Source organism: Sphingomonas sp. OTU376, assembly GCF_038440415.1.
In the GTDB taxonomy this organism is placed as follows: Bacteria; Pseudomonadota; Alphaproteobacteria; order Sphingomonadales; family Sphingomonadaceae; genus Sphingomonas; species Sphingomonas kyeonggiensis_A.
The window spans coordinates 71,654-95,120 of record NZ_JASATQ010000002.1 but is presented as its reverse complement, the minus strand read 5'-3'; the positions used below and the strand labels follow the sequence as shown (position 1 = coordinate 95,120).

Annotated in this window: 18 protein-coding genes; 10 read left to right on the top strand and 8 right to left on the bottom strand. The window is 63.1% G+C overall.

The annotated features are described in order from the left end of the window. Nucleotides 1-48 precede the first annotated feature (48 nt). On the top strand, nt 49-3,357 hold the full coding sequence (locus AAHM44_RS01540; protein ID WP_342248785.1) for a hypothetical protein: 3,309 nt from the start codon (nt 49-51) through the stop codon (nt 3,355-3,357). A gap of 135 nt (nt 3,358-3,492) precedes the next feature. Here AAHM44_RS01540 and AAHM44_RS01535 read toward each other — a convergent pair whose 3' ends face one another. Continuing rightward, on the bottom strand, nt 3,493-3,825 hold the full coding sequence (locus AAHM44_RS01535; protein ID WP_342248784.1) for a hypothetical protein: 333 nt from the start codon (nt 3,823-3,825) through the stop codon (nt 3,493-3,495). Between the two features lie 711 nt (nt 3,826-4,536). Here AAHM44_RS01535 and AAHM44_RS01530 point away from each other — a divergent pair. Together AAHM44_RS01530 and AAHM44_RS01525 are read left to right on the top strand one after the other, a co-directional pair. After that, nucleotides 4,537-5,295, top strand: a complete 759-nt coding sequence (locus tag AAHM44_RS01530) for a 2OG-Fe dioxygenase family protein (protein WP_342248783.1) — start codon at nt 4,537-4,539, stop codon at nt 5,293-5,295. A 365-nt stretch (nt 5,296-5,660) separates the two neighbouring features. After that, entirely contained in the window at nt 5,661-6,221 is a 561-nt protein-coding gene (locus AAHM44_RS01525) for a 3'-5' exonuclease (RefSeq protein ID WP_342248782.1), read from the top strand. Between the two features lie 48 nt (nt 6,222-6,269). Here AAHM44_RS01525 and AAHM44_RS01520 read toward each other — a convergent pair whose 3' ends face one another. Beyond that, nucleotides 6,270-6,485 (bottom strand): hypothetical protein, encoded by a 216-nt coding sequence (locus tag AAHM44_RS01520; protein ID WP_342248781.1) that lies wholly within the window; start codon nt 6,483-6,485, stop codon nt 6,270-6,272. 356 nt (nt 6,486-6,841) lie between these two features. Then, complete coding sequence (locus AAHM44_RS01515; protein WP_342248780.1) at nt 6,842-7,777, bottom strand: hypothetical protein; 936 nt, start codon at nt 7,775-7,777, stop codon at nt 6,842-6,844. Nucleotides 7,778-7,963: 186 nt separating this feature from the next. On the opposite strand from AAHM44_RS01515, the gene AAHM44_RS01510 reads away from it, so the two are divergent. After that, the gene (locus tag AAHM44_RS01510; protein ID WP_342248779.1) at nt 7,964-8,473 is read left to right on the top strand and encodes a hypothetical protein; all 510 of its coding nucleotides are present in this window, start codon (nt 7,964-7,966) and stop codon (nt 8,471-8,473) included. Nucleotides 8,474-8,716: 243 nt separating this feature from the next. On the opposite strand, the gene AAHM44_RS01505 is transcribed toward AAHM44_RS01510, so the two are convergent. From AAHM44_RS01505 to AAHM44_RS01495, 3 genes are all read right to left on the bottom strand, one after another. Next, nucleotides 8,717-9,163, bottom strand: coding sequence for a MucR family transcriptional regulator (locus AAHM44_RS01505; protein ID WP_342248778.1), 447 nt, complete (start codon nt 9,161-9,163; stop codon nt 8,717-8,719). A 309-nt stretch (nt 9,164-9,472) separates the two neighbouring features. Beyond that, nucleotides 9,473-11,716, bottom strand: a complete 2,244-nt coding sequence (locus AAHM44_RS01500) for a hypothetical protein (protein ID WP_342248777.1) — start codon at nt 11,714-11,716, stop codon at nt 9,473-9,475. A gap of 17 nt (nt 11,717-11,733) precedes the next feature. Next, the gene (locus AAHM44_RS01495; protein WP_342248776.1) at nt 11,734-12,552 is read right to left on the bottom strand and encodes a hypothetical protein; all 819 of its coding nucleotides are present in this window, start codon (nt 12,550-12,552) and stop codon (nt 11,734-11,736) included. Between the two features lie 228 nt (nt 12,553-12,780). On the opposite strand from AAHM44_RS01495, the gene AAHM44_RS01490 reads away from it, so the two are divergent. Next, nucleotides 12,781-13,461 carry a hypothetical protein gene (locus AAHM44_RS01490; protein WP_342248775.1) on the top strand — a complete coding sequence of 227 codons (681 nt, stop codon included), beginning with the start codon at nt 12,781-12,783 and terminating at the stop codon, nt 13,459-13,461. 222 nt (nt 13,462-13,683) lie between these two features. Here AAHM44_RS01490 and AAHM44_RS01485 read toward each other — a convergent pair whose 3' ends face one another. Together AAHM44_RS01485 and AAHM44_RS01480 are read right to left on the bottom strand one after the other, a co-directional pair. Beyond that, entirely contained in the window at nt 13,684-16,314 is a 2,631-nt protein-coding gene (locus tag AAHM44_RS01485; protein ID WP_342248774.1) for an AAA family ATPase, read from the bottom strand. Beyond that, on the bottom strand, nt 16,311-17,438 hold the full coding sequence (locus AAHM44_RS01480) for a metallophosphoesterase family protein (RefSeq protein ID WP_342248773.1): 1,128 nt from the start codon (nt 17,436-17,438) through the stop codon (nt 16,311-16,313). The genes AAHM44_RS01485 and AAHM44_RS01480 overlap by 4 nt, the downstream gene beginning before the upstream one ends. A gap of 318 nt (nt 17,439-17,756) precedes the next feature. Here AAHM44_RS01480 and AAHM44_RS01475 point away from each other — a divergent pair, with 318 nt between their 5' ends. The 5 genes from AAHM44_RS01475 to AAHM44_RS24815 all read left to right on the top strand — a co-directional run bounded on the left by AAHM44_RS01475 (nt 17,757) and on the right by AAHM44_RS24815 (nt 23,306). Beyond that, nucleotides 17,757-18,974, top strand: coding sequence for an SIR2 family NAD-dependent protein deacylase (locus tag AAHM44_RS01475; protein ID WP_342248772.1), 1,218 nt, complete (start codon nt 17,757-17,759; stop codon nt 18,972-18,974). Continuing rightward, nucleotides 18,964-20,856 carry an ATP-binding protein gene (locus AAHM44_RS01470; protein ID WP_342248771.1) on the top strand — a complete coding sequence of 631 codons (1,893 nt, stop codon included), beginning with the start codon at nt 18,964-18,966 and terminating at the stop codon, nt 20,854-20,856. Before AAHM44_RS01475 ends, AAHM44_RS01470 begins: the two co-directional genes overlap by 11 nt. 10 nt (nt 20,857-20,866) lie before the next feature. Beyond that, nucleotides 20,867-21,085 (top strand): KTSC domain-containing protein, encoded by a 219-nt coding sequence (locus tag AAHM44_RS01465; protein ID WP_342248770.1) that lies wholly within the window; start codon nt 20,867-20,869, stop codon nt 21,083-21,085. Nucleotides 21,086-21,470: 385 nt separating this feature from the next. Next, nucleotides 21,471-21,908, top strand: coding sequence for a hypothetical protein (locus tag AAHM44_RS01460; protein WP_342248769.1), 438 nt, complete (start codon nt 21,471-21,473; stop codon nt 21,906-21,908). Nucleotides 21,909-22,628: 720 nt separating this feature from the next. After that, nucleotides 22,629-23,306, top strand: coding sequence for an Ig-like domain-containing protein (locus AAHM44_RS24815; protein WP_446745936.1), 678 nt, complete (start codon nt 22,629-22,631; stop codon nt 23,304-23,306). The last annotated feature ends 161 nt before the right edge of the window (nt 23,307-23,467 follow it).

Sequence of the window (23,467 nt, the reverse complement as noted above, 5' to 3'; positions counted from 1 at the left end):
AACGGCGATGCAGGTGACGATCGTCGCGGCTTGTGCGAGGTGGGGGACATGAACCTCTTTGCGAGTATCCGCCGCAACGTCAGCGCGGATGTCCGTCGCCTGCGACGCCAGAATCCCGCGCTCGCGGCGGCCCTGGAGCCCTGGTGGCTTCGCTGGATGCGTCCCCTGCTCGCGAACCGCTCGCTGTTCGGGCTGGCCAGGGCCTATTTGCTGATCTGGGCCGTCTTGATCCTTGCCGGCGCCCTGCTGACCCTTCCGACGCCAGCGGCGCTCGACACGCTGGTCGCAGACTATGGCAGGCCGGAGACGATCCGCAATCTGCTCAGCTATATGCTGGGCGCCCAGGCGACCATGGTCGGCCTGATCTTTCCGCTCGCGCTCGGCATGGTCACCCTGATCGTGACCCGGGACGAGGGGACGGGGACCAATGCCGATGTCCAGCTCTATTATGACCAGAGCCTCGCCTATGCCGTCGGGACCAGTGGGCTGACGCTCGCCATCGCGCTGGTGATCGGCCTGTTCGCGCCAGAGATGCTGGTGCTCGACCTGATCGGACGGGCGGCGGTGGCCTGGTCGGTCAGCCTGGGCCTGCTGGTCGTGCTTGCCGCCTGGCTGCTCCTCAACCTGTTGCTGACCTGGCAGTTCCTGATCACCAGCCTTTCCTTCATCGCGCCGGGATATCGGGCAGAGGCTCGAAAGCGCTTCGTCGCCGCCCGCATCATCCCCGGCCATCTCGTCCGGCTGCTATCCGAATATGCGACCGTCCAGCTGAGCGACACGCTCGCGCTGGGCCAGGGCAAGGCGATGCCCATGGTGATGGCCGGCACCGCCGAGGTCGGGCTGGGCGAGCGCGCGGTGGTGGCGCGGTTCGAGCGCGTAAGGCAGCTTATCGATATTCGTCTCCGGCCATTGCGGCTCGCCGTCCGCCTATGGGCCTGGCGGTGCCGGAGGGCCGGGGAGGGTCCGGGCGCTGGCGCCTATCGCTGGATGCTGGGCCTTGCCGGGCCAATTGGCCGGGACCTCCACGGAGATGTGCAGCTGTGCCGTCGCATCGGCGGTGTGCCGCTGAACGGCATCGAGCGATGGCTGATCCGCCATTCCCTGGTCTTTGCGCCCTTTGTCGAGCAGGACAGGCTGACGCCGACCGACATCCTAAAGGAACTTGGCGACAAAGTCGTCCTGCAGCTGGATCGGCTTGCGCTGTCCGGCTTCCAGCATGCGTTGCGCGAGATGCGGGAGTTTCACGCGTTTCTGCTCCGCGCACACACGATCATCGGCGAGGACGGTGTCGCGTCGAGCTATGCGCAATATGGGTCGATGTTCGCCGAGCAGTCGAACTGGACCCGTGCCTATGCGCGCCTGATCGAACGGGCAGTTGCCAATATCGAACGGGAAGACGATTTCCTCGGCAGCCTTGCCTATGTCGCGCCCAACCTCATACCCGATCCCAAGGACCGGGTTCCGCCCCGGACCGCCGCCAGCCCGTACGAAATTCCCGAATATATGGTCCACCGTGTCGGACGCTGGCTGACCGGCCAGCGCGCGCCGCGAGGCACCGGCCTGCGGGCGCTCATGCCGGGAGCGCTGCCCGATCAGCTGACCCGGACCTATCGCAGCGTGGCGATGCGCATGGTCGGCGCCAGCGAAGCCGCGCTCCAGGCCGGCGCTCGCTATGCCCAGGCACCCGAGGGGGCAACGGACGATGCGCACTGGGCGGCTCTGGTCCATGGCTGGCCCCTGCTCTTCCGGCATCTTGCGACCTCGGCCTATGTGCTGGCCGCTTCCTATTGGCATGAGGATGACATTGGCGCTCCGCTCTACATGGAGAGCCTTTTGGAGTGGCGGCGAAGGCTGCACGATCTTGCCGAGGAGGATGGCCGGCACGTGCTGCAGACCGCGCTTCTCGGCTGCGAGCTGGTCGACCTCGATTGGTCGGCTGTCCGTGCACTGACCGAGCCACTCCTGCTCCATCCGGATTTCCGTGAGGGTTCGCCGGCGACGATCTTCGGCGCCGTCCTGGCCAATCTCCATGCCGATGTCCGGACCGTGACGGCGCTTATCCTCGCCGGATGGGCGGTTTCGCCGTCCTCCGTCTTCGAGGCCGCCCAGGCTGCCCGGCAGCTGGCAGCAGCGCCGGGCGGCGGAAACGGCGCGCTCGACCTAGTCCGCAGCTTTGTCCGGCTCCGCTTGCCCGAATGGTCCGGCAAGCCGAGCGAATATGTCGGCGCGCTGGATTCGCTCGTCCAGCGTACCGACGCGATGACCGAAGCCGAGCGGGTGGCGGGCCGCTTCTATTCGCTCGACACGCGGTTTCGGGTCGGCGCGCTTTCGCCCGACTGGTTTGCCCTGGTCGCGGCGCTCGGCGACGATGCGGCCTTCACGGCCATCGAGAACTGGCTCGGCGCGCTTGGCGCGGATGAATCGGCGGCACGCATGGGCGAGGATGTGCTGTGGCAGGTCCAGGCGTGGCTCACCCGAACTGCCGAGCGCTGGAAAGAGCCGGAAGCCGGTGCCTCCCTGTCCGAGGCGATTGGCGTCCTGAATCCCACCCGCTTTCCCCAGCCGGCCGGCGACGCGCTGTACGCCGCTCTGGTCGCCGCGGCCGCAGCCATCAACAGGCACTGTGCCCGGCGGCTGGCCGCGCTTCCGATCGCACCGGTCGCGACCGAGGCGTTCCATGCAGCGATTGGGGCCGAACTCGGTGCTCTGAACAGGCGGCTTGGCCTGTTCCCCCGGGTGAAGGTCGCATTCGCCGTGGGGAAACGAGGGCGTGCGCCATTCGAGGTCTCCGGGGTGGACAAGGCCGTGCTGATCGAAAGGCCCGGCAAGAAATATGATGCGGCGTACGCGCGGCGCTACGCGCGAGGCTTTGCCGCGCATGTCGCGCAGCAGGTCTGGCGTCCCTATCGGAAGCTGCGGCGGCGGCGTGTCGCGGTGCGTTCCTTGCGCGAGATGTTCGATGCGGCTGCCCTGGAAGGCGCGAAGATCGCAGCGACCGGGGCGAGGCCGATCGTCCTGCTCGGCTGTGCGGGCGGGGATTGGCCCGACCTCTTCGATGCAAGGGGCGAGATGGGCGACGCGGTGATCCAGCGCGAGGCGGACGGGCTCCCCGCGACCTATCTGTACAGCTATGCCGGGGTCGATTTTCATCGCTCGCAGTCCGAGAGGACCGAGCTTTTCGGCGACGACCTCCTCTTGGAGGTTTCGCTGATCGGGCGCGACGCAACCCGCCCAGTCGAGATGGCGTTCGAACCCGAGGCCGATCCGACGGATGTCACGGTGACGGCGCGAGTCGATGTGAAGGCCAGCTGGCGGGATGCCGAGGTCGTCGTGCTGGCAAGGCGGGCCCGCCGGTGAGCGCATCACGGGCCTGGCTGGCCGCTTCCGCATCCGGCCCGAGACGCTCGGGCAGATCCGGCGATAGCCACGGGCCGGTCGGGCATTGTCGAATGGTTCGATCTAGGGAGTACTGCCTCTGGGCCTTTGCCCCGGTCAGGCGGCGGCGCTGGTTGAGTGGCCGAGCAGCTCGAGCATGACCACGCCGAAGCTGAGAAATGCGGCCATCATATATCCGTTGGCGATCATCGCGTGGCGCGGATCGCGGCGCCGGGGAAGGGGGCGCACCGCGTCCTTCGGATGATGCTTGCGAGCGGCCAGCCGGCTCTCGATGAGCAGGCCCACGCCAATGAGAATGTGCATCGCGACGAGGCAGATCAGCTTCAGGTCGAGGTCGGGAAAGGGCCCGGGCGGGAAGCCCGAGCCGATCGCCAGAGAGCAAAGAACGGTCGCGAGCAGGATCGCGACGAGGGTACGAAACCTTCGCATGACTCACTCCCACAGGCCCGCCCGGAGAAGGGCGGAGCTTCAAAATGTGACGAGCCAAAACGAGGTGCAAAGGCGCTGTGGCTCGTCGAGCGGTTACGTATCGCGGCCCATTCGGGGACGCAAACCCTTTGTCGGACGACTCCGGCCTAAACCCGCCCCGTGGCAGAATTATTTCTGTATAACTGGGCCATTATCCCGGCTCCCGATGGTGCGAAACCGGCCTGCGCAAGCCCGGATCCGGCAAGTCCGGGAATAGAGTTATCCTCCCGCAAAATGGGCCAAATTTCTGGCGATCCAGGGGCGCCGTGCATCCTCAATTTGCTTGATCCAGGGGCCCTTCTGCTGGTAGGGCGCCCCTGCAAAGGCGCTGTGGCAACACGGTGTTGGAAGGGCGGCCGCAAGGCCGCCCTTCTTCGCTTCAGGCAATTCCCGTCCCGCGCGACTCATCGCCTTCCAGGAGACTGGCGCCCGGCCCTGCGAGGGCGGGACGCAGATCTTCCTCGACACCATTGGCTGAGGGCCGGTCTCGCTATCCTGCTAGCCGAGGGAGGAATTCTCCGAGTCGGCTGAAGAGGCCTGGGGAGATCGTACGAAGATTCGACGAGTCGCGGTCCACGCCGCCGATCAACGCGGGCAGCACAGGGGCGCGATCCCGATCGATTTGCCGGTCTTGCGATGGAGGGTTGATCGCGCGAAGGGACGCTCCCGAACATGGAGGATCTCGCAATCTTCGATCTCGCAGAGCAAACTGCCGGCCTTCGCGCCGCCCTTGCGGACAGGGGCTATGTGCATGTGGATGCCGGGTCCTTCCGAAAGATGATCGGGGCGGCGGGTTCCGATGTGCTTGATAGCCTGGCCGCCCTTTGGGGAGATCTCGAGCCCGACAGCTTCATGGCGGATGGCGGACGCTATCGTCGCCGACGCCATGCGGCGTTCGAACTGCGCGGGGCGGGTGCGGCGCGAAAGCCGGACCAGCCGCATTTCCAGAGCAGCGCGTACAATCCCCTGAACGGCGATGTGGAGCGCTGGTTCGCGCCTGCCAGAGAGGCGCTTGTCCGGCATCCGGTCCTGCAGAGCCTGTTCGCGCTCTGCACGCCTCTATTCTCCGCCCTGGAGAATGAGGGGGAAGCGGATCTCGACTGGGATGGTGAACTGCACCAGTTCCGCATCGAGGCTTTGGGCGTGGAGGCTGGATTGCCCACGCCCGAAGGCATGCACCGCGACGGCGTCGACTGGGTGCTCGTGATGCTGATCGACCGGTCGAATGTCGAGGCCGGCATGACGGAGATACTGGACGAGGCTGGGCGCCGGGACAGCTTCACCCTGTCGGACCCTGGCGAGGTCGTGCTGCTCGACGACCGGCGCATCCGGCATGGTGTCACCGCTATCCATGCGCTCGATCCGTCCAGGCCAGCATATCGCGACGTGCTGGTGATGACCTGGCGCCGGCGGGGCGCGCAGCCGGGTTGAAGATCCGGAATCGGCATCGCGGAAGGAATTCAAGGCCTGGTGTCGCAGGCCGGAAGCATTCCCGCAACCTTCGACCCAACCCCGTCCCAGCTGGGCCCCGCACCTCCATTTCCCTCGGATAATCAGCGGCCTGCCGTTGAAATATCGTGTGCGGCTTTCCATCTTCACGCCATCGTCAACAACGGAAAGGAGGTGGTCAGATGTCTCATTGTCGCATGCCGCTCGCGGCTGATCTTTCGAGCATGACCTCCACCGCGGGGGTCCGGCTCGGCTGAGCTGTCCGCGTTCGGATGACAATGGAAGGGCCGCCCGGTGGGCGGCCCTTCGCATTTCGGGCCGGATCGTGTTGGCGTAGGTATGGCGTGATGCTTGTCTTTCTCGATTTCGAAGCCTCATCCCTCGGCAAGCAGAGCTACCCGATCGAAGTCGGCTGGGTGTTCGAGGATGGCCGGGCCGAAGACCATCTGATCCGCCCGGCTTCAGGCTGGGAGGATTGGGACCCGGAGGCCGAGGCGATCCACAAGATCCCGCGCGCGCTGCTGCTGGGCGAGGGCGAGCACCATGAAGCGGTCGCGCAGCGGATGCTCGATGTACTGGCGGGTCATGATCTGCTGGCCAGCGCTCCATCCTGGGACGGCAAATGGATGAGCGTGCTGCTTCGCGCCGCCGGATTCCCACGGCACAGCCTCAGGCTCCGCGATACCGACGAAGCGCATCGCGAAGCGGCGGTCTCGATCCTGACGCCGGTGCTGGCGCCGGAAAAGCTGGGGCCGGCAGTTGAGGAACTGCTCGTTAGGACCGCGGCGCGCGACCGAGGCGCCGTGTCGCATCGCGCGCTGGCGGATGCGGAGGCCGAGCGCTTGCGCTGGCTGGCTGTCCGTGACGCGGCGACCGCGCTGGCCGCTGCCGTGCATGCGCAAGGCTGATCGCGGAACGGAGAAAGGCGCACTAGCGAGTAGCAGTCGTGCCGTCCATCATAACAGCCGGGCCAGGGCCGCGAGGGCGCTGGCAGGAAGCCCGGTCAGCCAGAGCATCAGGCCGCAGGACAGGGCAGCCAGCAAGGTCCAGAAGCGCCGGATGACCAGCAGCCGGAGCGCGAGATTGGGTTCGCCGGCATCGACCAGCGCTTCGAACTGGCGGGTCTCCGCCTCGTGCGCGCCCATGCCCGGCCTTCTCGGCGACTTCCTCATAGCTTCCACCTTTGCGAGCGGATCCTGGATGCCGATGCTCAACCGGTAGCGGGTCGGGCATTGGCTTGATGTACAGCTTAGATCGGTGTTGGGCGCTGCGTGAGGGGCGGTTCGCTATAGCGGTGCGACGGTTGCCGTGCGCATAGTGGAGGCGCGCCTCCGCGCATCGCCATGAAAGGGCTGAAATCCGCGATTTTCGGCGCTGTCATCCCTGGCATGTCGCGCGGCCTTTTCTGGTCCAATGGTCGGCGCGATCCTCGGGGACCAGCACGCGGGAAACCATGATGTAATGGACCTGGGCGTGCGGATCCCCGTCGGCGGCGGCCTGTTTCGGGGCCGCCCTGGGTGGGGTCCGGTCACAGGAATTTCTCCGCGACCTCGCGCCTGCCCCAGGGCTCGACATGGGTGATCTTGTCGGTCTTCGGATAATAGAAGCCCGATACCGAGAGGTCGGACTCGCCGATCCGGACGCGGACCGAGAATTCCATATTGTCCTTCCAGGTGTCGCGGAGCGAGGCGGTGCAGGTCTCCCCGCGCATCTCGAAGGCGTAGGACTCGCTCTCCTTGTCCCAGTTGTTCACGGCGGCCCGGATCAGGGTCTCGCAGATCGTGTTGCGCTTCTTCTGGGACAGCATGTCGAGCGAGACTTCGAGGATCGGGCCGAACATCCCGCTGTCGTTCATTGCCTCAAGGATCTTGCGCATGTGCGCGCCGGTATGCTGGTTCACGAACAGCGAGGATCGCGAACCATGGGGTCTGCCGAGCAGGTTGGTGCGGATGTTCCACCAGGTCTCGGCGACCTGCGCGCCGAAGGCTGCGCCGGCCGTCTGTTGTGCAAACCAGGCGAGCGCGTCCCGGCTGCGGATGGTGCCGTCGGCTTCCAGCTCGACACCCTGTGCGACCACAACCACGGGAAAGGCGCTGTCGTCGTATAGCGGCGCGTCGAGCCGGTATGCACAGAGACCGTCGACCTTGTTGACCGCCGCGACCAGCCGGTCCGCGCGGGTGTCCGAATAGGGACAGGTCACGAAGCCGCGGACGAACTCGCGCGTATGATCGATGCCCGCATAGGTCTTGATCTCGACAAGGCTCGAAGCCCGGCTGGCGCCGCCGCCCGGGGGCACCGTCAGGATCGGATGCCAGTCGGGATACATCACCACGGCGTTGCCCAGCACTTCGATCAGCTGCTCGACCTGGCGGCGGCCCGCCTGCGGGTCGCTGAGCCGGTCGGTGAGATAGGCGATCGCGTCCGCATTCTGCTGCGCCGCCACGGTGGGGGACCGGAATTCCATTCTTGCCTCAACTCGCGTTTTCAGATTCGATCACGTAAATATATCAACTTACGTGATCGATCAATTGCGCCGACGCGAGCGGCCCCCGGTCGGTCTGGGAACAGTCCGGCGGCGTTTCGGGACGATGGGCCGCGGATATCGTCACGTCGCCATTGACCCATGGATCTGCTGGGTCACATTTGTCCGATGCATGTGCTGGACCAGGACCTTGCGCGACGGCGTGCCTTTTACGCACGCCCAGTCCCCACCTTGCCCGATATCCTGGTGATCAACGTGCCCGCCCGTTTCGCAGGACCGGGGCTGGCACTGGAGCACTTCTATCCCGTGATGATCGAGACCGAGCGCGAGCATCGCGAGTTCCGCGCATTGCTGGCAGCGGAGCGGCCGTCCCCGGTGGTCCCCGACCTGCTGGACCATCGACCCTCCCAGCTCGTGGCGCGTGGCATCGTCATCGCTTCCTACGACCCGCCATGCGCCGGCTGGCCCTTTGTGCTGCTCTGCCACTGGCCGGCCAGCTACACCTCGATGGTGCGCGATCCCGCGATCTTCGCGCGGGGGGCCTACACGACCGAGATGTTCGACACGCTCGATGCCCTGGCCGATGCCTCGGCCCGGCTGCTTTCTGTGCTGGGCGCGCGGAACGCACTGGACGTGCATTTCGTGCCGGGTGCGGCGGGGCCGGTGGGCAGGGCGTAGGGGACATTGGCGCGGGGCAGGGCGGCTGCCCGCCATGCGGGCACCGCGGCTCTATCGCCGCTTCGCGGCGACCGGGCTCCGGCTGCGCCGGAGTCCGGCCCTGCGGGTGACGATCCGCTGCCGAAGGAAAATGCGCGGGAGCGGAAGGACCGGTGGGTTGGGCCCCGGGGTCGGGGCGCCGTCCGGGCCGGAAGTGTTGGGCGAGGTAGGTCGCGGCACGGGCAAGATGCTCGCGCGGTTGGTTCAAGACCTGGCCTTTGCCTTGACCCGGGCCGGTTTTGCGGCGGGCTTCTTGGCGCCGGGCTTGCGGCCGAGGCCGATCTTGAGCGCCATCTCCTTGCGCGCGGCGGCATAATTGGGCGCGACCATCGGATAGTCGGCGGGGAGATTCCATTTCGCGCGATAGTCGGCGGGCGTCATCTGATACTGGGTCATCAGGTGGCGCTTCAGCATCTTGAGCCTTTTGCCGTCCTCGAGGCAGACCAGATAGTCCGGCTTGACCGAGGCGCGGATCGAGACCGCGGGCTCCTGTTTCGGCTCGGGTTCGGGGTCGGGCTGGCCAAGTCCGGCGAGCGCCCCGTGCACATTCGCGATCAGCACCGGCACTTCGGCCAGCGAGACGCTGTTGTTCGCAACGTGCGAGGCGACGATGTCGGCGGTCAGGGCGATCAGGGTTTCGGCTTCGGCCATGCATGCTCCCGGGTGTCGTCCCGGCGGGGACGCGCCGGCACTACAGGGGAAAGCGCCGGTCCCGTCAATTGGAAGGGGAGGAAGGGGGAAAGGCGTGTCGCCGGGAGTGCGCTGAGGATCGGCCCGGACCGGAACGCGGTGCATGCCGGGCCTGGTGAAAAAGCTGCAGCGGGGTTCGGCCGAACGGGAAGCAGGCCGGGCCCCACCATCCGCCGCCACGCCCCTGCGCGTGGCCGCCCCGGCTTCCGCCCGGCGGCACATCTGGCCGCGCATGGCCGGCGCGCTTCGCCGGATGGAATGCGCCCCTCGTCATCTCAGGCTTTCCAGCTTTGGGGACCAGGGATTGGACCCGACCATCCATCCTTCCTTGTGGAGTATCATGATGGCCTTGTGCGAACTCCCCCGCGCCGCGGCATCGTCGATCACCAGGTCGATGCGAGCCGCATCCTTCAACATCGTCACCCGCGATGAGTCGAGATCGAGATCAAACCCTCGCGGTGTGCGGACAATTCTATGCTCCTGGGTAGCCAGCTGCACGCCGGGCGGTTCTTGACCTGTCTTCAAGGTGTCGATGAAGATCGCGAAGGCCGCCTCGATAAGCTCCCGCTCATGGCCGCCCCTGCGCAGCGCGCTGAGCAGATAGCTGTATCGCCGCATCAGGAGCGTCCGCAGAATGCCGATCTTGCTATAGTGCACCGGCACCTGGCCGTTCAGCATCATGCGGGCATAATCACCCGGGGTGACAGGTACGTTTGTCAGAACGACGATTTCGCCATAGCGGCGATGCGCCTTGTCCCTCAGGCGGAAGTCTTTTCTTGAGACGCCATACGCGCGGCAATCCACCAGGACCTCCAGGCCAGCCTGGTGGATTCGCCAGTTCGTCTCGTCGTTCCCGGCATCGATCAGATCCCAGCCATGTTTCTGAAGCGCCTTCGCACAGACCATGTGGAATTCTTCCAGCCCAAGGGGAAGCCACTCTGCCGCGTCGATCTCGACCTTGAGTTCGGCCGTATCCGGCCCCGCCAGATTGTCGCCACCGAAATGCGTCCCGACCGACCCGAGGCCTTCGCGATCGATCAGATCGAGCAGATACTCCCTCGGCAATCGATCGATGCCCGACGAGGCCACGTGCAGGCGTGCCGCGCCGTTCCAGTCCAGGGGGAAGTCGGAAATCCCCTGGAGGGCAAGATCCACCAGCCTGACCGGTCCTGTTCGGTGACTTCCAATTGCGGACCCGATAAGATGCACCAGTGCCGAGCCGCGACCCACGGTCCGCGTGTCGGCTTCGGTGCGGGCCAGGTGGCTGTCAATATTGCGCAGAAGTTCCCGCAGGCGGTTGGTTGTCGCCCGCAGGGAATAGGATGGGCCAAAGGGCAGGCCACCGCGGGTATAGGCGCTGTGGTCGCTCACCATGTAGATCGTGTCGAAACTGTCCTGCAGCGTGTCGAGCAGGTTCGCATAGTCCGCATTTTCGGCCATCCCGTAGTGCGGAAGGTGAGGAATCACGCCAATCGTGCGGTAGCCGGCGCGCCGGAGATCAAGCGCCTGCGCTACCGCCTGCCTCGTGACGTTCATCTTGCCGGGCATCACCGTGAACAGGATAAGCGCCGGATCAGACTTCCTGGAGGCGGGCGGGGGCAGATGGGGCGCGATCCCGTCTGCGCCGGCGTCGCCATGATAGAGAATTCGGGTACCGCTTGCGACGAGCACGGGCGGGCTTGTCTGGTCCTCTTCCATTTCGGGAGCGTACGACAGGCGATAGCCTGCGGGGTTCCTCAGGCTCGGATTGTCGAGCGAGGCCGCGTTGGCCAGCACGATGGCACGCCTCCCCACCGCGATCAGCAATTGCTCTTGGGAATCAGGTGGAATGAATCTTGAATTGTCTCGGGAGGTGGCGACGAGGTCATCAGCCAGATCGAACGCTTCCCGGACGCCCTTTGTCTCCTTTGCAATTCCGGCAAGCGCCCCGGGCGAGTTCCCGAGCGCTTCGAACAGGCCGGCATCGAAGCTGAGGTGCAGCTTGCCGTTCTCGACGCTTACGCCCACGTCCCGGCCGAGGTCGCGATCATGGCCCTCGATTCCGTGCTCCAGGATGGCTTGGGCGACGGCCTGCCGCACCCGGCCGGGCAGTACGACGACGTCGCGCCACGCGACCGCGCTCCTCGGAGCGCTTTCGGACAACCGTTCATAGGCCGCCCGCCAGGCGTCCCGTACCGGTTGATCCCGTTCGCAAAACTCCGCTGCCTGCAATCGCAATAGCGGATCTTCTATCTGCCCGAGCCGCGCGCCCAGCCACTCGGCGACCTGCCCGCGTGCGCCGATACAGGGTGCTTCGCCCGGCAGGACATAGGCCCATAGGGCAGGGCCGTTCGCCTCAACCTGCAGCGCGGGGGTTGAAATCTCGGTGTAGGCGGGAGGATCGATCGGCGTGAATTCGCGGATATTGCCGTCGGCGCCGAGCTTCTGGGCAACCAGGCGGTTCGCTTCGGGCGTTCGGAAGAGCAGCAGTGCGAAGCCGGGCTGGCCGACCACGGGCTGCAGATAGCCGGCCATGCTGGCGCGGGCTCGCGTCACCAGAACGAATCTCCGCCATGCTTGCCGGAATAGAGATCGCGGCAGATATCGTAGATCTGGCCGACCATGTTGGCCGCGCTGTTCCGCGTCACCGTGTCGAACGGGAGCACGAGCGCACCCAGCCCGTGGAAGGTGGTGGTGATCGCTTCGCTGGCAAAGTCCGCCGGCAGGATCACGGCAAGAAGATTCTGCGCAAGCGCCAAGGGCTCCGCCGTCTGTATCTCGACCGCGGAATGCCGTTCGTCGAAGCCGGCATTGCCTTTGGCCCGGATCAGTTCGCCATAGGATTTCGCCTCGAAGGCGAAGGCATCCAGGACCGGTTCCAATGGATTGCGATTGTCGAAATAGCTGCGCGCATCGGGCCAGAAGAGACTGAGCAAGCGGGCCGGCGTGGCCGGGTCCGCTTCGAGCTCGAAGTCCTCCCTGATCATGCCATGGTGGCAGAAGCTTCCGAAGCGGCCATGATGAAAGGCGCCGCTGTCGAAGGGATAGATGCGCTTGGCCGCCACGGCTTTGGGCTTCAGCACGAAGCAGATCGGCCAATAGGCGTCGAGACCGTTGCTCTCCACCTGGGCGGCGACGCGATAGGCGGGCCTCCCGTAGAAGAGGTAGAGCAGCGGCTCCTCGAACACCCGGCATGGCTGCGGGCCGAGCGCGCCGGCTTCGACGATGCCGCGCATGTGATAGGCGTCGGTCAGGTGGGTGAACGGAAGGTTCGCTCCGCCCGGGGCCGCCTTGCCGACCAGCTGCGCGAAATCCGTTCGGCCGGCCCTGCGAACGGTATCGGTCGGCGGAGGTAAGGTGCTTCGTTTCACAACCGGCATGATAAGCCGGTCGCGACGGATCGCGACAGGGAATTTAGCGATTTCGGTTGGGTCCTGGCTGCGGGCTACCTGGTCGTGTCCAAGCCTTCGGACTCCGGGTGGGTGGGGAAGTATGTTGGCCACGTGCTCATTACAGGTGTTGGGAGTTGCAATCTATCGAGATGGAAGATCTTGTGGAGAGAGGCTTGCATTGGGGCCGTCGCCGCATTTACTTCGCCTATGGATGAGTGGGACTTTGAGGATCGGCGAGCCTCGGCGGGAAGGCTGCTCGAGGAACTTGATCACTTGCTGCCCGACCAAATCCGCGCGCAGGAACTATCGGCATGCTCCAAATTGCCGTTCAAGGTCGCGCTGCTCGCCGGCGCGCTTGCATGGCGCGTCGATGAACTCGGCCGGGGAGCACTCGGCGCCTACGATGACCAGATGCACGTTGCTGGCATTCTGCTCGCCCGCGCCACGACGGAAACTGTCGCCACGCTCCGCGTGCTACACGAGCTCGTGACGGGCTATCAAGGCGGCGACGCCGATGCCCTGGACGCCCGATTGATGCGGGGCATCTTCGGATCGCGAACCCGAGATGATCGTCCCAGTGCGCGCAACGTACTGTCGGACGTCGATCAAGTGACGAAAAGCATCCCCGAGTTCCGCGCGCTCTATGACGAGTTGAGCGAATATGCGCATCCGAACGATAGCGGGACCACCACCGCCTTTGCGCAGATACATCCCACCGGTCAGGCAGCCCTATTCACGCCGCTCGGCGAGAACGCGCGGCGACGGGCCTGGACGCTGATCGAAGCGCTGGTGAGCGCATTGATGCTGGCGGTGCCGCTCTATGGCGACATTCGTAGCCAGCTTTCCGCTTTCGCCGCCAAGTGCGAGGACGATGTCCGCAATTCATGAAAGCAGGCCTGCCTACCGAACTGGCGATCGCTAGGATCAGCGCTCTAATGCCATCAGCGTCCCGTCCATGCGGTCGAAAAGCAGATTTTCCGGTGGGCCTCCGCAGCCCGCGCCTCCAGCATCGCGCGACACGGCGACCACCTTGTTCGAATATGACCTTCGCGCCAGTCGATATCGTTGCCCCAATTTGCGAAAGGCATTCGACCCTACTGCGGCCATTTATTATTGCAGCGCGATCCTGTTCGCCTCGACATGCCGGAACGCCTTGGAACGGCATGTCAGAAGGATGACCTGCATGCGCGCCGATGCTTCCTGAAGAATGTCGGTCATCGTCTCCAGGCGCGCGTCGTCGGAATATACAAGAGGATCGTCAAGGATCAGCGAAACGGGCGCCTTGTCTTCCAGCAGAAGGTCGGCAAAGGCGAGGCGGGTCAGGATTGCCAGCTGCTCCTGCGTACCGCGGCTGAGATCACCGGAGGCTTCGTCCAGGCCGCCGCGTGCGACCGACGACAGACCAAGATTCTCATCGAATGTCACATCGCTTCCGGGAAAAAGCCGCTCGACATAGCGCATGGCGCGTGTGGTGACTGGGCGAAGAAAAGTGCGTGACGCTTCATTGGCGGCGTTGGTCAGCGCAGCCCTCAACACTTCCAGAATATCGGCTTCACGTTGAAGCCGATCGCGCGCAGCAATGGCAGCCTCTTCTTCTTCCCTCGTCTCTGCGACATGCCCGGCCGGCCCGGCTGTGCCCTCTCTGGTGATAGTGGAATCGAGCGCCGCAATCTTGCCGGTGAGGTCGACTCTCTCCTCCACGGTCCTGCTCGTTGCCCGATCGAGATTTTCGATTCGGCGGCGCAGCGTATTCGCATCGAAGGACTTTGCTCCCGCCCGAGCCGCCTCAAGCGCGTCCAGCTTGGCCGCCCGGTCCCGCTGCGCTTCGGCAAACGCCGTCTCAAGAGCAGCGCTATCGCCGTCGATCGCGATGGCACGCAACTGCGCAACGGCGGCTTCCGCCTCGCGTCCGGCCGCACCAAGCGCTGCAACGGCCGCCGCGAGTTCACTCTCGGCCTTTGACAAGCTCAGTCGGCTGTCCTCGTGCCGGCCCGCCGCTTCGGCTTCGGCCAATTTGGCTTCGCCCAGCACCGCCTCCAGCGCGTCAATATCGTCATTCGGAGCCACGGCCTCCACGGACTGCTCGCCGACCGTCGCCACAAATGCGCGGAGTGCATCAGCGCCGGGCGCGAGTCCGATCGTCGGATCTCCAGGGCAAGCCACTGATATCTGAACGCGCAACGCCTCGAGTTCGCGCATCGCTGCCAAGGAGCGTTCGTTTCGCGCAACCGCCATCGCGTGAGACACGACACCGAGCGATCGCAGCTTGGCGCCAAGCCGATCTTCCGCCGCCGAGAGTTCGGCCTCGATCGATCGGCCGCCGCCCTGCGGCGGGCGGATCAGGACGCTGCCCGCTTCGCCGATGTCCAGCCGGGTAACGCTCAGCACGTCGATGCTGGCTGCTCCGCTTGGATTGCCGTCAACCCGCAGTTCGACGCCATCGGCGAGGTCGAAATCGACCTTCACCGTTCCGGCCTCGAACCGCGCCCGCGCTTCGATCGCGGCGCGTTCCAGGTCAGCCAGAGCGCTAATTTCCACGTCGCCGATAGCGGCGCTAACATCGGCCTGAAGTAACTTCTCCCGATCTTCAAGGTCCGACAGCGTCCTGCGCGTCGCGATTGCGCGCCCGGCCCCGGCAATTTTGGCGAATGCCGCTATCCGGTCCCTGGCGCGGGACAGGGCATCCTCACGCTGCTCGCGAACCGATCGCGCTGCCTCGAGCGCAGCGCGAAGCTCTTGCTCATTGCGGGCGGCTTGGTCCGCCCCATCCTGAGTCCGATCGCGCTCGGCTTCGAGCCTGGCAACTTCGGCCGCGGCCGCCTCGACACGGCGCTCGCTCCCTTCCAGGCGATCAATGCGCGCGGCAATAGTCTTCGCCACCTCGTCCGCTTGACCAAATTGCGCTTCTGCAGCGGTCGAGCGAAGTGTGGCGGATTCTGCAAGTTTGAGCTGCTCGGCAAGCATGCGCCGCTGTTCCGCGGTTTCGGGATCGACCAGATCGCGCTCGACGATCCGTAGCCTGGCTCGGGCCAGCTCGAGCTCGCTGAGTGCGTGGTCATATTCACGCATGACCGCTTCTGCTTGCTGGCGTGCTGCAGACGCGGCGGCGACCCTCGCCTCGGCAGATGCCAGTTCGCCTCGGGACTGTCCGGATCGCGGCGTGCGGATGGCGCTGTATGCGGTTTCGACATTGGCCCGGATGGCATCGAACCGTCGCCCTCCGGTGACCGCCCCCACCTCGGCCTCCAGAACGCCGCGCACGGAGTCACGAACGATGCGGTTCGGACTCTCCACCGATAAAGCGGTCGCCTGCTCGACCCAGAGCATACCCAGCGGCCCGCGTGTCTCCGGATCGCTTCCTCTATTGTTGCCGCGTTCAAAGCCCAGAAGTTCTTGCAGCGCATCCTCCGCCGCATCGCTTTCGCGGCGGCCGGACGGGCCAGCGAGGCGAACGAATGGCGCCTTCAGAAACTGCTTTTCAAGTTTCCACGGCTGACCAGCGATCTCGAACTCCACCGCTATCCGCGGCGCCACGTCGTCCCCGATCGGCAAGAAAGACCTAACCAGCTCGGTCTTGGCCGAATAGCGAATGAAAAAGGCGGCACGCAGCGCTTCGAGCAGCGTCGACTTTCCGCTCTCGTTCGGTTCGACGACGATATTGAACCCTGGCGAGAAACCGTCGATCCGCAGGGGATCCCTAAACTTCCGAAAGCTCGCAAGCTCCAAAGAATTCAGGATCATCGCGCAGCCCCCGCATCCAGGCGCAGGGTCTCCACAAAGAGACGCTCGAGTGCGGCGCCGGCCAAGGATGCGTCGGCGCCTCCTGCGTCCACCCGCTCGCGCAACGCCATCGCCGCGCTCGCCAGCGCACCCTGCACATCGAATTGTGCGATATCCTCCGCGGTCGGGCGTGCCAGGAGGTTTTCCGCATTGAGATCGAGATGGCGCAACTCGTGCGCAAGCCGGTCATCCAAGGCTGCCAGAATCGCGACGCGATCGGACAAGCTGGTCACACCTTCAATTTTCAAGGACAAGAGCGCGTCCGAAAGCCGTGCTTCGCGACGCAGAGTATCGAGCTCGCGCTCGAGATCGCCCATAGCGGCCAAATCCCAGCGACGGGTCAGCCAACGGAACCGCCCGGTCTCCACGCGCTCGAGCGACGGGGCATCGCCAGACCTGATTGTAACGGCGATGCAAGCGCCCGCTTCGTCTCGCCCGAACCGATCCACCTCGGGCGTCCCACTATAGGCGGTCCGATCGCCTACGGCGAGAAACCCATGCCAGTCGCCGAGTGCAAGATAGTCGAGCCCCGCCGATTTCGCGCGATCGGGAGGAATGAGATTCGAGCTTTCTCCTGAAGCACCGAACTCTGTAATCGAGCCATGCGCCAGCCCGATGCGGAGAGCACCGGGCGGGGTCAGCATATCGACCATCGCTGCGGTTGGATCGAGGACTGTCTTGCGATGTTCTAGCGGTGCCGGCAGCAGCCAAGCACCATCTTCAATCTCGACAGGCTCGGCCGCATCCAGAATTCGAACGTTCGCCGCCGCGCGTGCGCGCACCCTGCTCCACAGACCGCCGGCACGCGCGTGGTCGTGATTGCCCGGCATCAGCCACCATGTCGCGGATGCGCGCTCCATTCGAGACATTGCCTGCGCAACGATCCTGTCGCCAGGCTCGGTGTTGTCGAAGACATCTCCGGCAACGAGGATATGCGCGGCACCGAAGCTCGCGGCCGCGGCGGCCAAGCGGTCGATCACATCGAGGCGCGCTTCGCTCAGTGCGCCGCGCACTTCTTGCGGAAACCGCCCGAACGGCTTGCCAAGCTGCCAATCCGCGCTGTGGATGATCTTTATCGCCGGCACGGGGCGCTTCCTTTCCGTCCCTTGAAATACATGCGAGGCCGCACTGTCGGCATGATCGCTTGCGAGGCATCCACGGACGGCCGACTTGCGTCAAGGCGGCTGGCGTCTCATTGCCGATGAGATGGCCCAGGCGCGTCGTCAACAGGAAGCCCGTACCCAATTGGACTTCAGCGAATAATTACCTGCCTGACAAAATCAAAATCATTATGGATCAATAACAATCCAGATCGGATCAAATTGCGATCATGCTTGGTTAGCGGCGCTCTTCATGATAGCTCGCAAGTGTATAGCAATTCTCGCTCATCGGTCGCTGATCCCATGAATCTTCACGATCCCCTCCATCAGATCAGCTTCATCCAGCAGTCGCTGTCCCAGAATCGTAAGCCGCTTGGCTTCTTCATCGGTGCCGGCTGCCCTTTGTCGGTACGCGTGGAACGCGAAGTCGCTGGAACGCTTCAAAACGAACCGCTGATCCAGGACGTGGCGGGGCTCACCTCTACCATCCATAACCGGTTGAAAGGCAAGCCGGACTCGCTCTCGGTCTGGGACAAGATCGTCGCGATAGTCGATGAGGACGGGGGAGATGAGAAAAATATCGAACTGTTGCTGAGCACGATCCGGCTGCTTTGCAGTGTCGCCGGGAAGGGGATCGTGCGCGGTCTTCAATCGGGCGAGTTGCAAGAACTCGACAAGCAAATTTGTGCGGTGATCTCAGAAGTGGTCGATGTACCTCTCCCGGGAGACGACACGCCTTATCACAACCTCGCGATCTGGGCCCGCGCGATCCATCGTGAGCAGCCGATCCACGTTTTCACCACGAACTACGACCTACTTTTGGAGCAGGCTCTTGAGGAAAGCGACGCGCCGTATTTCGACGGATTTATCGGGGCGAGGCGAGCATTCTTCGATCTGGGAGCAGTGGAGGACGAGTCCATACTGCCCCCGCGCTGGACGCGCCTGTGGAAAATCCATGGCTCGTTGAACTGGCGCCTCGACAAGACCGGGGCGGTCATCCGCAGCGACGCTATGCGCGATGGCAACTCCTATCTGATCTACCCTTCCCACCTCAAATATAACCAGAGCCGCAAGATGCCCTATCTTGCGATGCTGGACAGGCTGAAAGCCTTTTTGCTCAAGCCTTCGGCCGCGCTTTTCATCTGCGGCTATTCGTTCGCGGACGAGCATATCAACGATGTGATCTGCCGCAGCCTGGCGACCAATTCGACCGCGCAGGTTTTCGCGTTCATGTACGGCAAGCTCAGCGACGATAAGTACAAAGCCGGTCGCGAGTGCGCCGAGCGCACTCCCAATCTCAGCATGCTGGGGTTTGACGAGGCGATTATCGGCCGCAACGCCGGCACCTGGCGAGCGAACGACGGCGATCCCCCCGTACTGCCGCCCAATATTTTCATCTCGGACGGAACCACGACGTCGGTAAGGCTGGGCGACTTCGCTGCACTCGGTAATCTCCTTCGCGGACTGTCCGGAGCCCAGGCAGAAGCGCCAAAGGCACAGGCCATCGCAGATGCGCCCTGAAAGCCTTAATGCTGCGACGGTCATCGGGGCGGTCCAGGATGTCAGCGGGACAACCGTCAGCGTGACGATGCGCGCTGACCGATTTTCCGGCCTCAGCTTCGTCGATGGCCAAGGCTATAGAATTGGCCAGATCGGCAGCTTCGTGAAGATACCTGTCGGCTATGTCGATCTATTCGGCATCGTATCGCAGGTCGGAGCGAGCGCGGTTCCGGAGAACATGGCGAAGGACCTCCCCAACGGCCTGCGCTGGATGAAGATTCAGCTAATTGGCGAGGGCTATCGCACGGGGCGTTTCCAGCGCGGCATCTCACAATATCCCACCATCGACGATGAAGTGCACCTCGTTTCCGAAGCTGACCTGAAGGTGATCTATGGACGGTCGGACCGACAGAACCATTTGGTGCGGGTTGGGCATATCGCCGGCAGCGAGTCGATCGATGCTCTGGTCGACATCAACAAGCTGGTGACCCGCCACTCCGCCATAGTCGGCACCACAGGCTCGGGTAAATCGACAACGGTCGCGGGCATTCTCAACGTCCTGTCGAGTGAAGACCGCTTCCCCTCCGCGCGGATCGTCGTGCTGGATCTTCACGGTGAGTATGCACGGGCGCTTGGCGATCGTGCCACCGTTTTCAGGATTAATCCAAGCGACCGCGCGCCCAATGAGCGCCGGCTTTGCATCCCTTTTTGGGCGCTGAGCTTTGACGAGATGCTGCGTGTGACGTTCGGCGCGCTGCCTACCGACGGGAAAGCGCGCAACATCATTCTCGAGCGCGTGATCGCCGCGAAAGCGGACAGCCTCACGGCCTCGCCCATCCGCGGACTCACCCCGGAAAACCTGAGCGCCGACAGTCCGGTTCCATTCTCGCTGAACAAGCTTTGGCACGAGCTCTACGGCGCGGAGTTCGCCACCTATTATAACAGCAAGGGTAACCCCACCGACCCTGCCACTTGGGCATATGAGAAGGATGCCAAGGGGAAGGATTTGGTGGGCGACGCCGAGGCCGGGATTCCCCCCCGATTCCGCAAGGTCAAGAACGTCAAAGACGACCCGGAAAAGATCAACTATGTGCCCGATGGCCTGAATATCCGTTCGCAACTTGAGGCGCTTGGATCGAAACTCCGCGTGTCCCGCTACGACTTCCTGCTACGCCCGGGCGACTGGCATCCGGATGCCGATGGCCTGGTCAAGAAGGGCCTCGCCGAACTTATGAAGGACTGGCTCGGAAGCCCCAATCCGATCACCATCCTCGATCTCTCGGGCATCCCGTCGTCGATGACGAACGACATCATCGGCAACGTCCTGCGCGTGATCTATGATGGCCTTTTCTGGGCTCGAAATCTGTCCGAAGGCGGTCGTGAGCGGCCATTGCTGATCGTGATGGAAGAGGCGCATGCCTATCTGAACGATAATTTCGATGGGGCGGCATCGTTGGTCACGCAGCGGATTGTGAAGGAAGGACGCAAATACGGCATTGGTGCGATGATCGTCAGTCAGCGGCCCTCGGAGATAAATCCGACCATTCTCTCTCAGTGCGGAACCTTCTTCGCCATGCGACTGAGTAATGGCAATGACAGATCTCAGGTGACCAGTGCGCTTTCAGACAATCTCGAAGGTCTGACCAGCATGCTTCCGATCCTCCGCACCGGAGAGGCAATCATTCTCGGCGAGGCGGTGGGCCTTCCAATGCGGACAATGATTCAAGCCCCTCCGAAAGATAGGCGTCCAGACAGCCAAGATCCGGTGATCTGCGATGAGCTCGCGCCGGAAGAATCGATGACGCCAGGTGGGTGGAACATCAAACGCTTGGACGATCCTGATTACAATCCTTTCGTCGAGACCTGGCTTCAACAAAACCCCATTCTCCAAGAAACTAAATAAGGACCCGACTATGGCTTGGCAGCAATTCCCGCCCTTCAGTTCTTCGAACATCCAGTCGATCCGATACGAGGACGCTTTGTTGATCCTCGAGGTCACCTTTCACAATGGCGGCACGTATCAATATTATGACGTACCCAACCATGTCGCCGCTGCGTTTCAAGCCGCGGGGTCCAAGGGCGAGTTCCTAGCATCGGATATCAAAGGCAATTATCGGTACAGCAAGCTCTGAAGCTGCAAGCCATATCGGTGTCCGTGCGGGCTGAGGCCAAACTTCATGCCTCGGAAGGTCTTCTGAGCCTTATTGACACGTAGTTATTCATCCCGCCTCAAAAAGCGCGGGGGGCTTTGCTCCAGCGTTGTAGCTGACTTGCATCAACCAACGGCTACTTTGGGTATCATAAGGGTCGATCCTGAATGACCACGATTAGGGCGCATTGCACTAAAGCTGCCGGCCAGCTCCTGGGCCGGTTGCGGACGGTCGGCTTAGGAACGCTACATGGGATAAAGCCGCCGCTCAGCTAATGCTGTATTCGGGGACCTCGCCGGCTCCAGCAGCTTGGCTATGATCCCGCACACGGCGATTGAGCATTGAGGTCTCTTGCACGAGGCCCATAGTGTCGGACGACTGGTCAATCGAAAGGACGTTCATGACACGAAACTATCGCGAGGATGCTGAGCGTTTTGCTGAAACTCTGCGCGCAGGTAACCCGCCGGCTCCTGCTCTACCGGCGGCGGACGAGGTATCTCGTGCGCGCACTGAGGAATTTCCTCTCTTTGGCGAGGGGATTGCAGCGCGCTCGCAAGCGCTCAAAGATCGGTTTGGCGAAGGGTATGGTCTGGGCTTCGGACTGGGCTCGCGCGATATTGATCGCTCGACAGGAGTCGCGACAGCGACCCTTCACATTTACAATGGTGATTGGGAGAAGCCCACGAAGCTGCCTGTAGTACTCGCGCCAGGTCTCGTTACGTTTGGCAACAGGTCGTTCACGTCTGCGCAGGAGGCTGAGGCAAGCGCAGCACTCGATGAGTTGCTCCGGCCTTACTTTTCGTAGGGGGCGAATTTGCTTGCACGTATCAGTCCCAGCGCTTTGCAATGGGCCAGTCGCGCAGAAGGTAGCCGATTCCGCCCCGGCGGAACTCATCGTCAAAGAGACCTCGGCACATTCGGTGCGGGTAGGTCGTGACCGGGATCTGTTTGCCGCAGGTGTAGATATCGGCTCGATTATGCAGGCTCTACGCTTGACCAGCCCGCGACAGCCTCTTGCGTATGCGCGCCATCTCCTACCCGCGACCTCAAAATATGCCGCCACGATGCGCATTGTCGGTGATTAAGGCAGAGACTCGCGAAGCAAATGGACTACAAACACCCGATCTCCGATATTGGCGCGCCCATTCAGGCAGCAACTTGAGAACGCCAGCTAGTGAGTAGATGATTCCCTGTCTGTTCTCATGGATGCCGGTGGTGGGGCGCTGATTCCCACCCAACATTATTACTCATTCGAGGCGAGATCATGTGCGTAACGGTGGCAGGATTGCTCTTTTCACCCCTTGAAGGAAATTCAGGGGACCACGTCGTTGGACAGCGCTACGCCATCAGACTCTCCGGCAAACGCGAGAGCAAAAGACCTTCGGCATCTTATTTTGGTGAAGTGCCGCCAAAACGGATGCATACGAAGTTTCTGACACATTTCCGAAATGTATCGCAGGTTTCTTATATTTGTTTGGGGGTTCAGATCGTCATTTGCGCATAGTCTTCCAACGGCAGGGGCCGAATGGATGCGTGCTTAATGACCTCAAGACCGATTCGTAAAGGAGCGGCAATGCGTGTTCGTTTGCTGGCGTGCACTAGTGGTCTCGCAATCAGTTTCACTGCCTTGATGGCTCAGGCGCAAGAGGCCACTAGCTATCAATATGATGCGCTCGGCCGACTTGTTGGGTCGTCAATAACCGGCGGAAGCAATGGTGGTATATCCACTACAACATGTTTTGACGCAGCGGGGAATCGTTCACGATATGTGGTGAGTTCAGCGGCGGCCAATTGTTCTGGCGGGACTCCCACGCCTAGCCCTAGCCCTAGCCCTAGCCCTAGCCCTAGCCCTAGCCCCACTCCAGCTCCAACGCCAACTCCCAGCGGCAATCTCCCTCCAGTGGCAAACGCCGACGCCATCAGCTTTCCGTGCAATACGACATATAATTTGAATCTTACCGCAAATGACACTGATCCCGAGAATAACGTACCGCTCGCTTTGCAGTCGATTACGCGCACGAGCGGCGTTATCCAGAACGCTGCGACTGTTTCCATTTCTTCCGCGTCAACAATTCATATTGTAGGCACCGGACGAGGGGCCGCCGTCTTTACATACGTCGTCGCGGATAGCCTCGGCGCGACTAGCAGCGGACAGGTAACAATAACTCTAACGGGCCCAATTGCTACTTGTATAGGACTCTAGGCGCTGGGGGCGAGTGCCTATCAATCCCCGTGCGGATAAATGCCGGGCGGGGCCCTTTTGATGCTTCCATCGCCCTAGCCATTCACTGCATCCTCTCCCCTATTTCGGGATCATCAACTTCAGGAGACATTATGCCGGGTCACACATGGCACCGCGGTCAC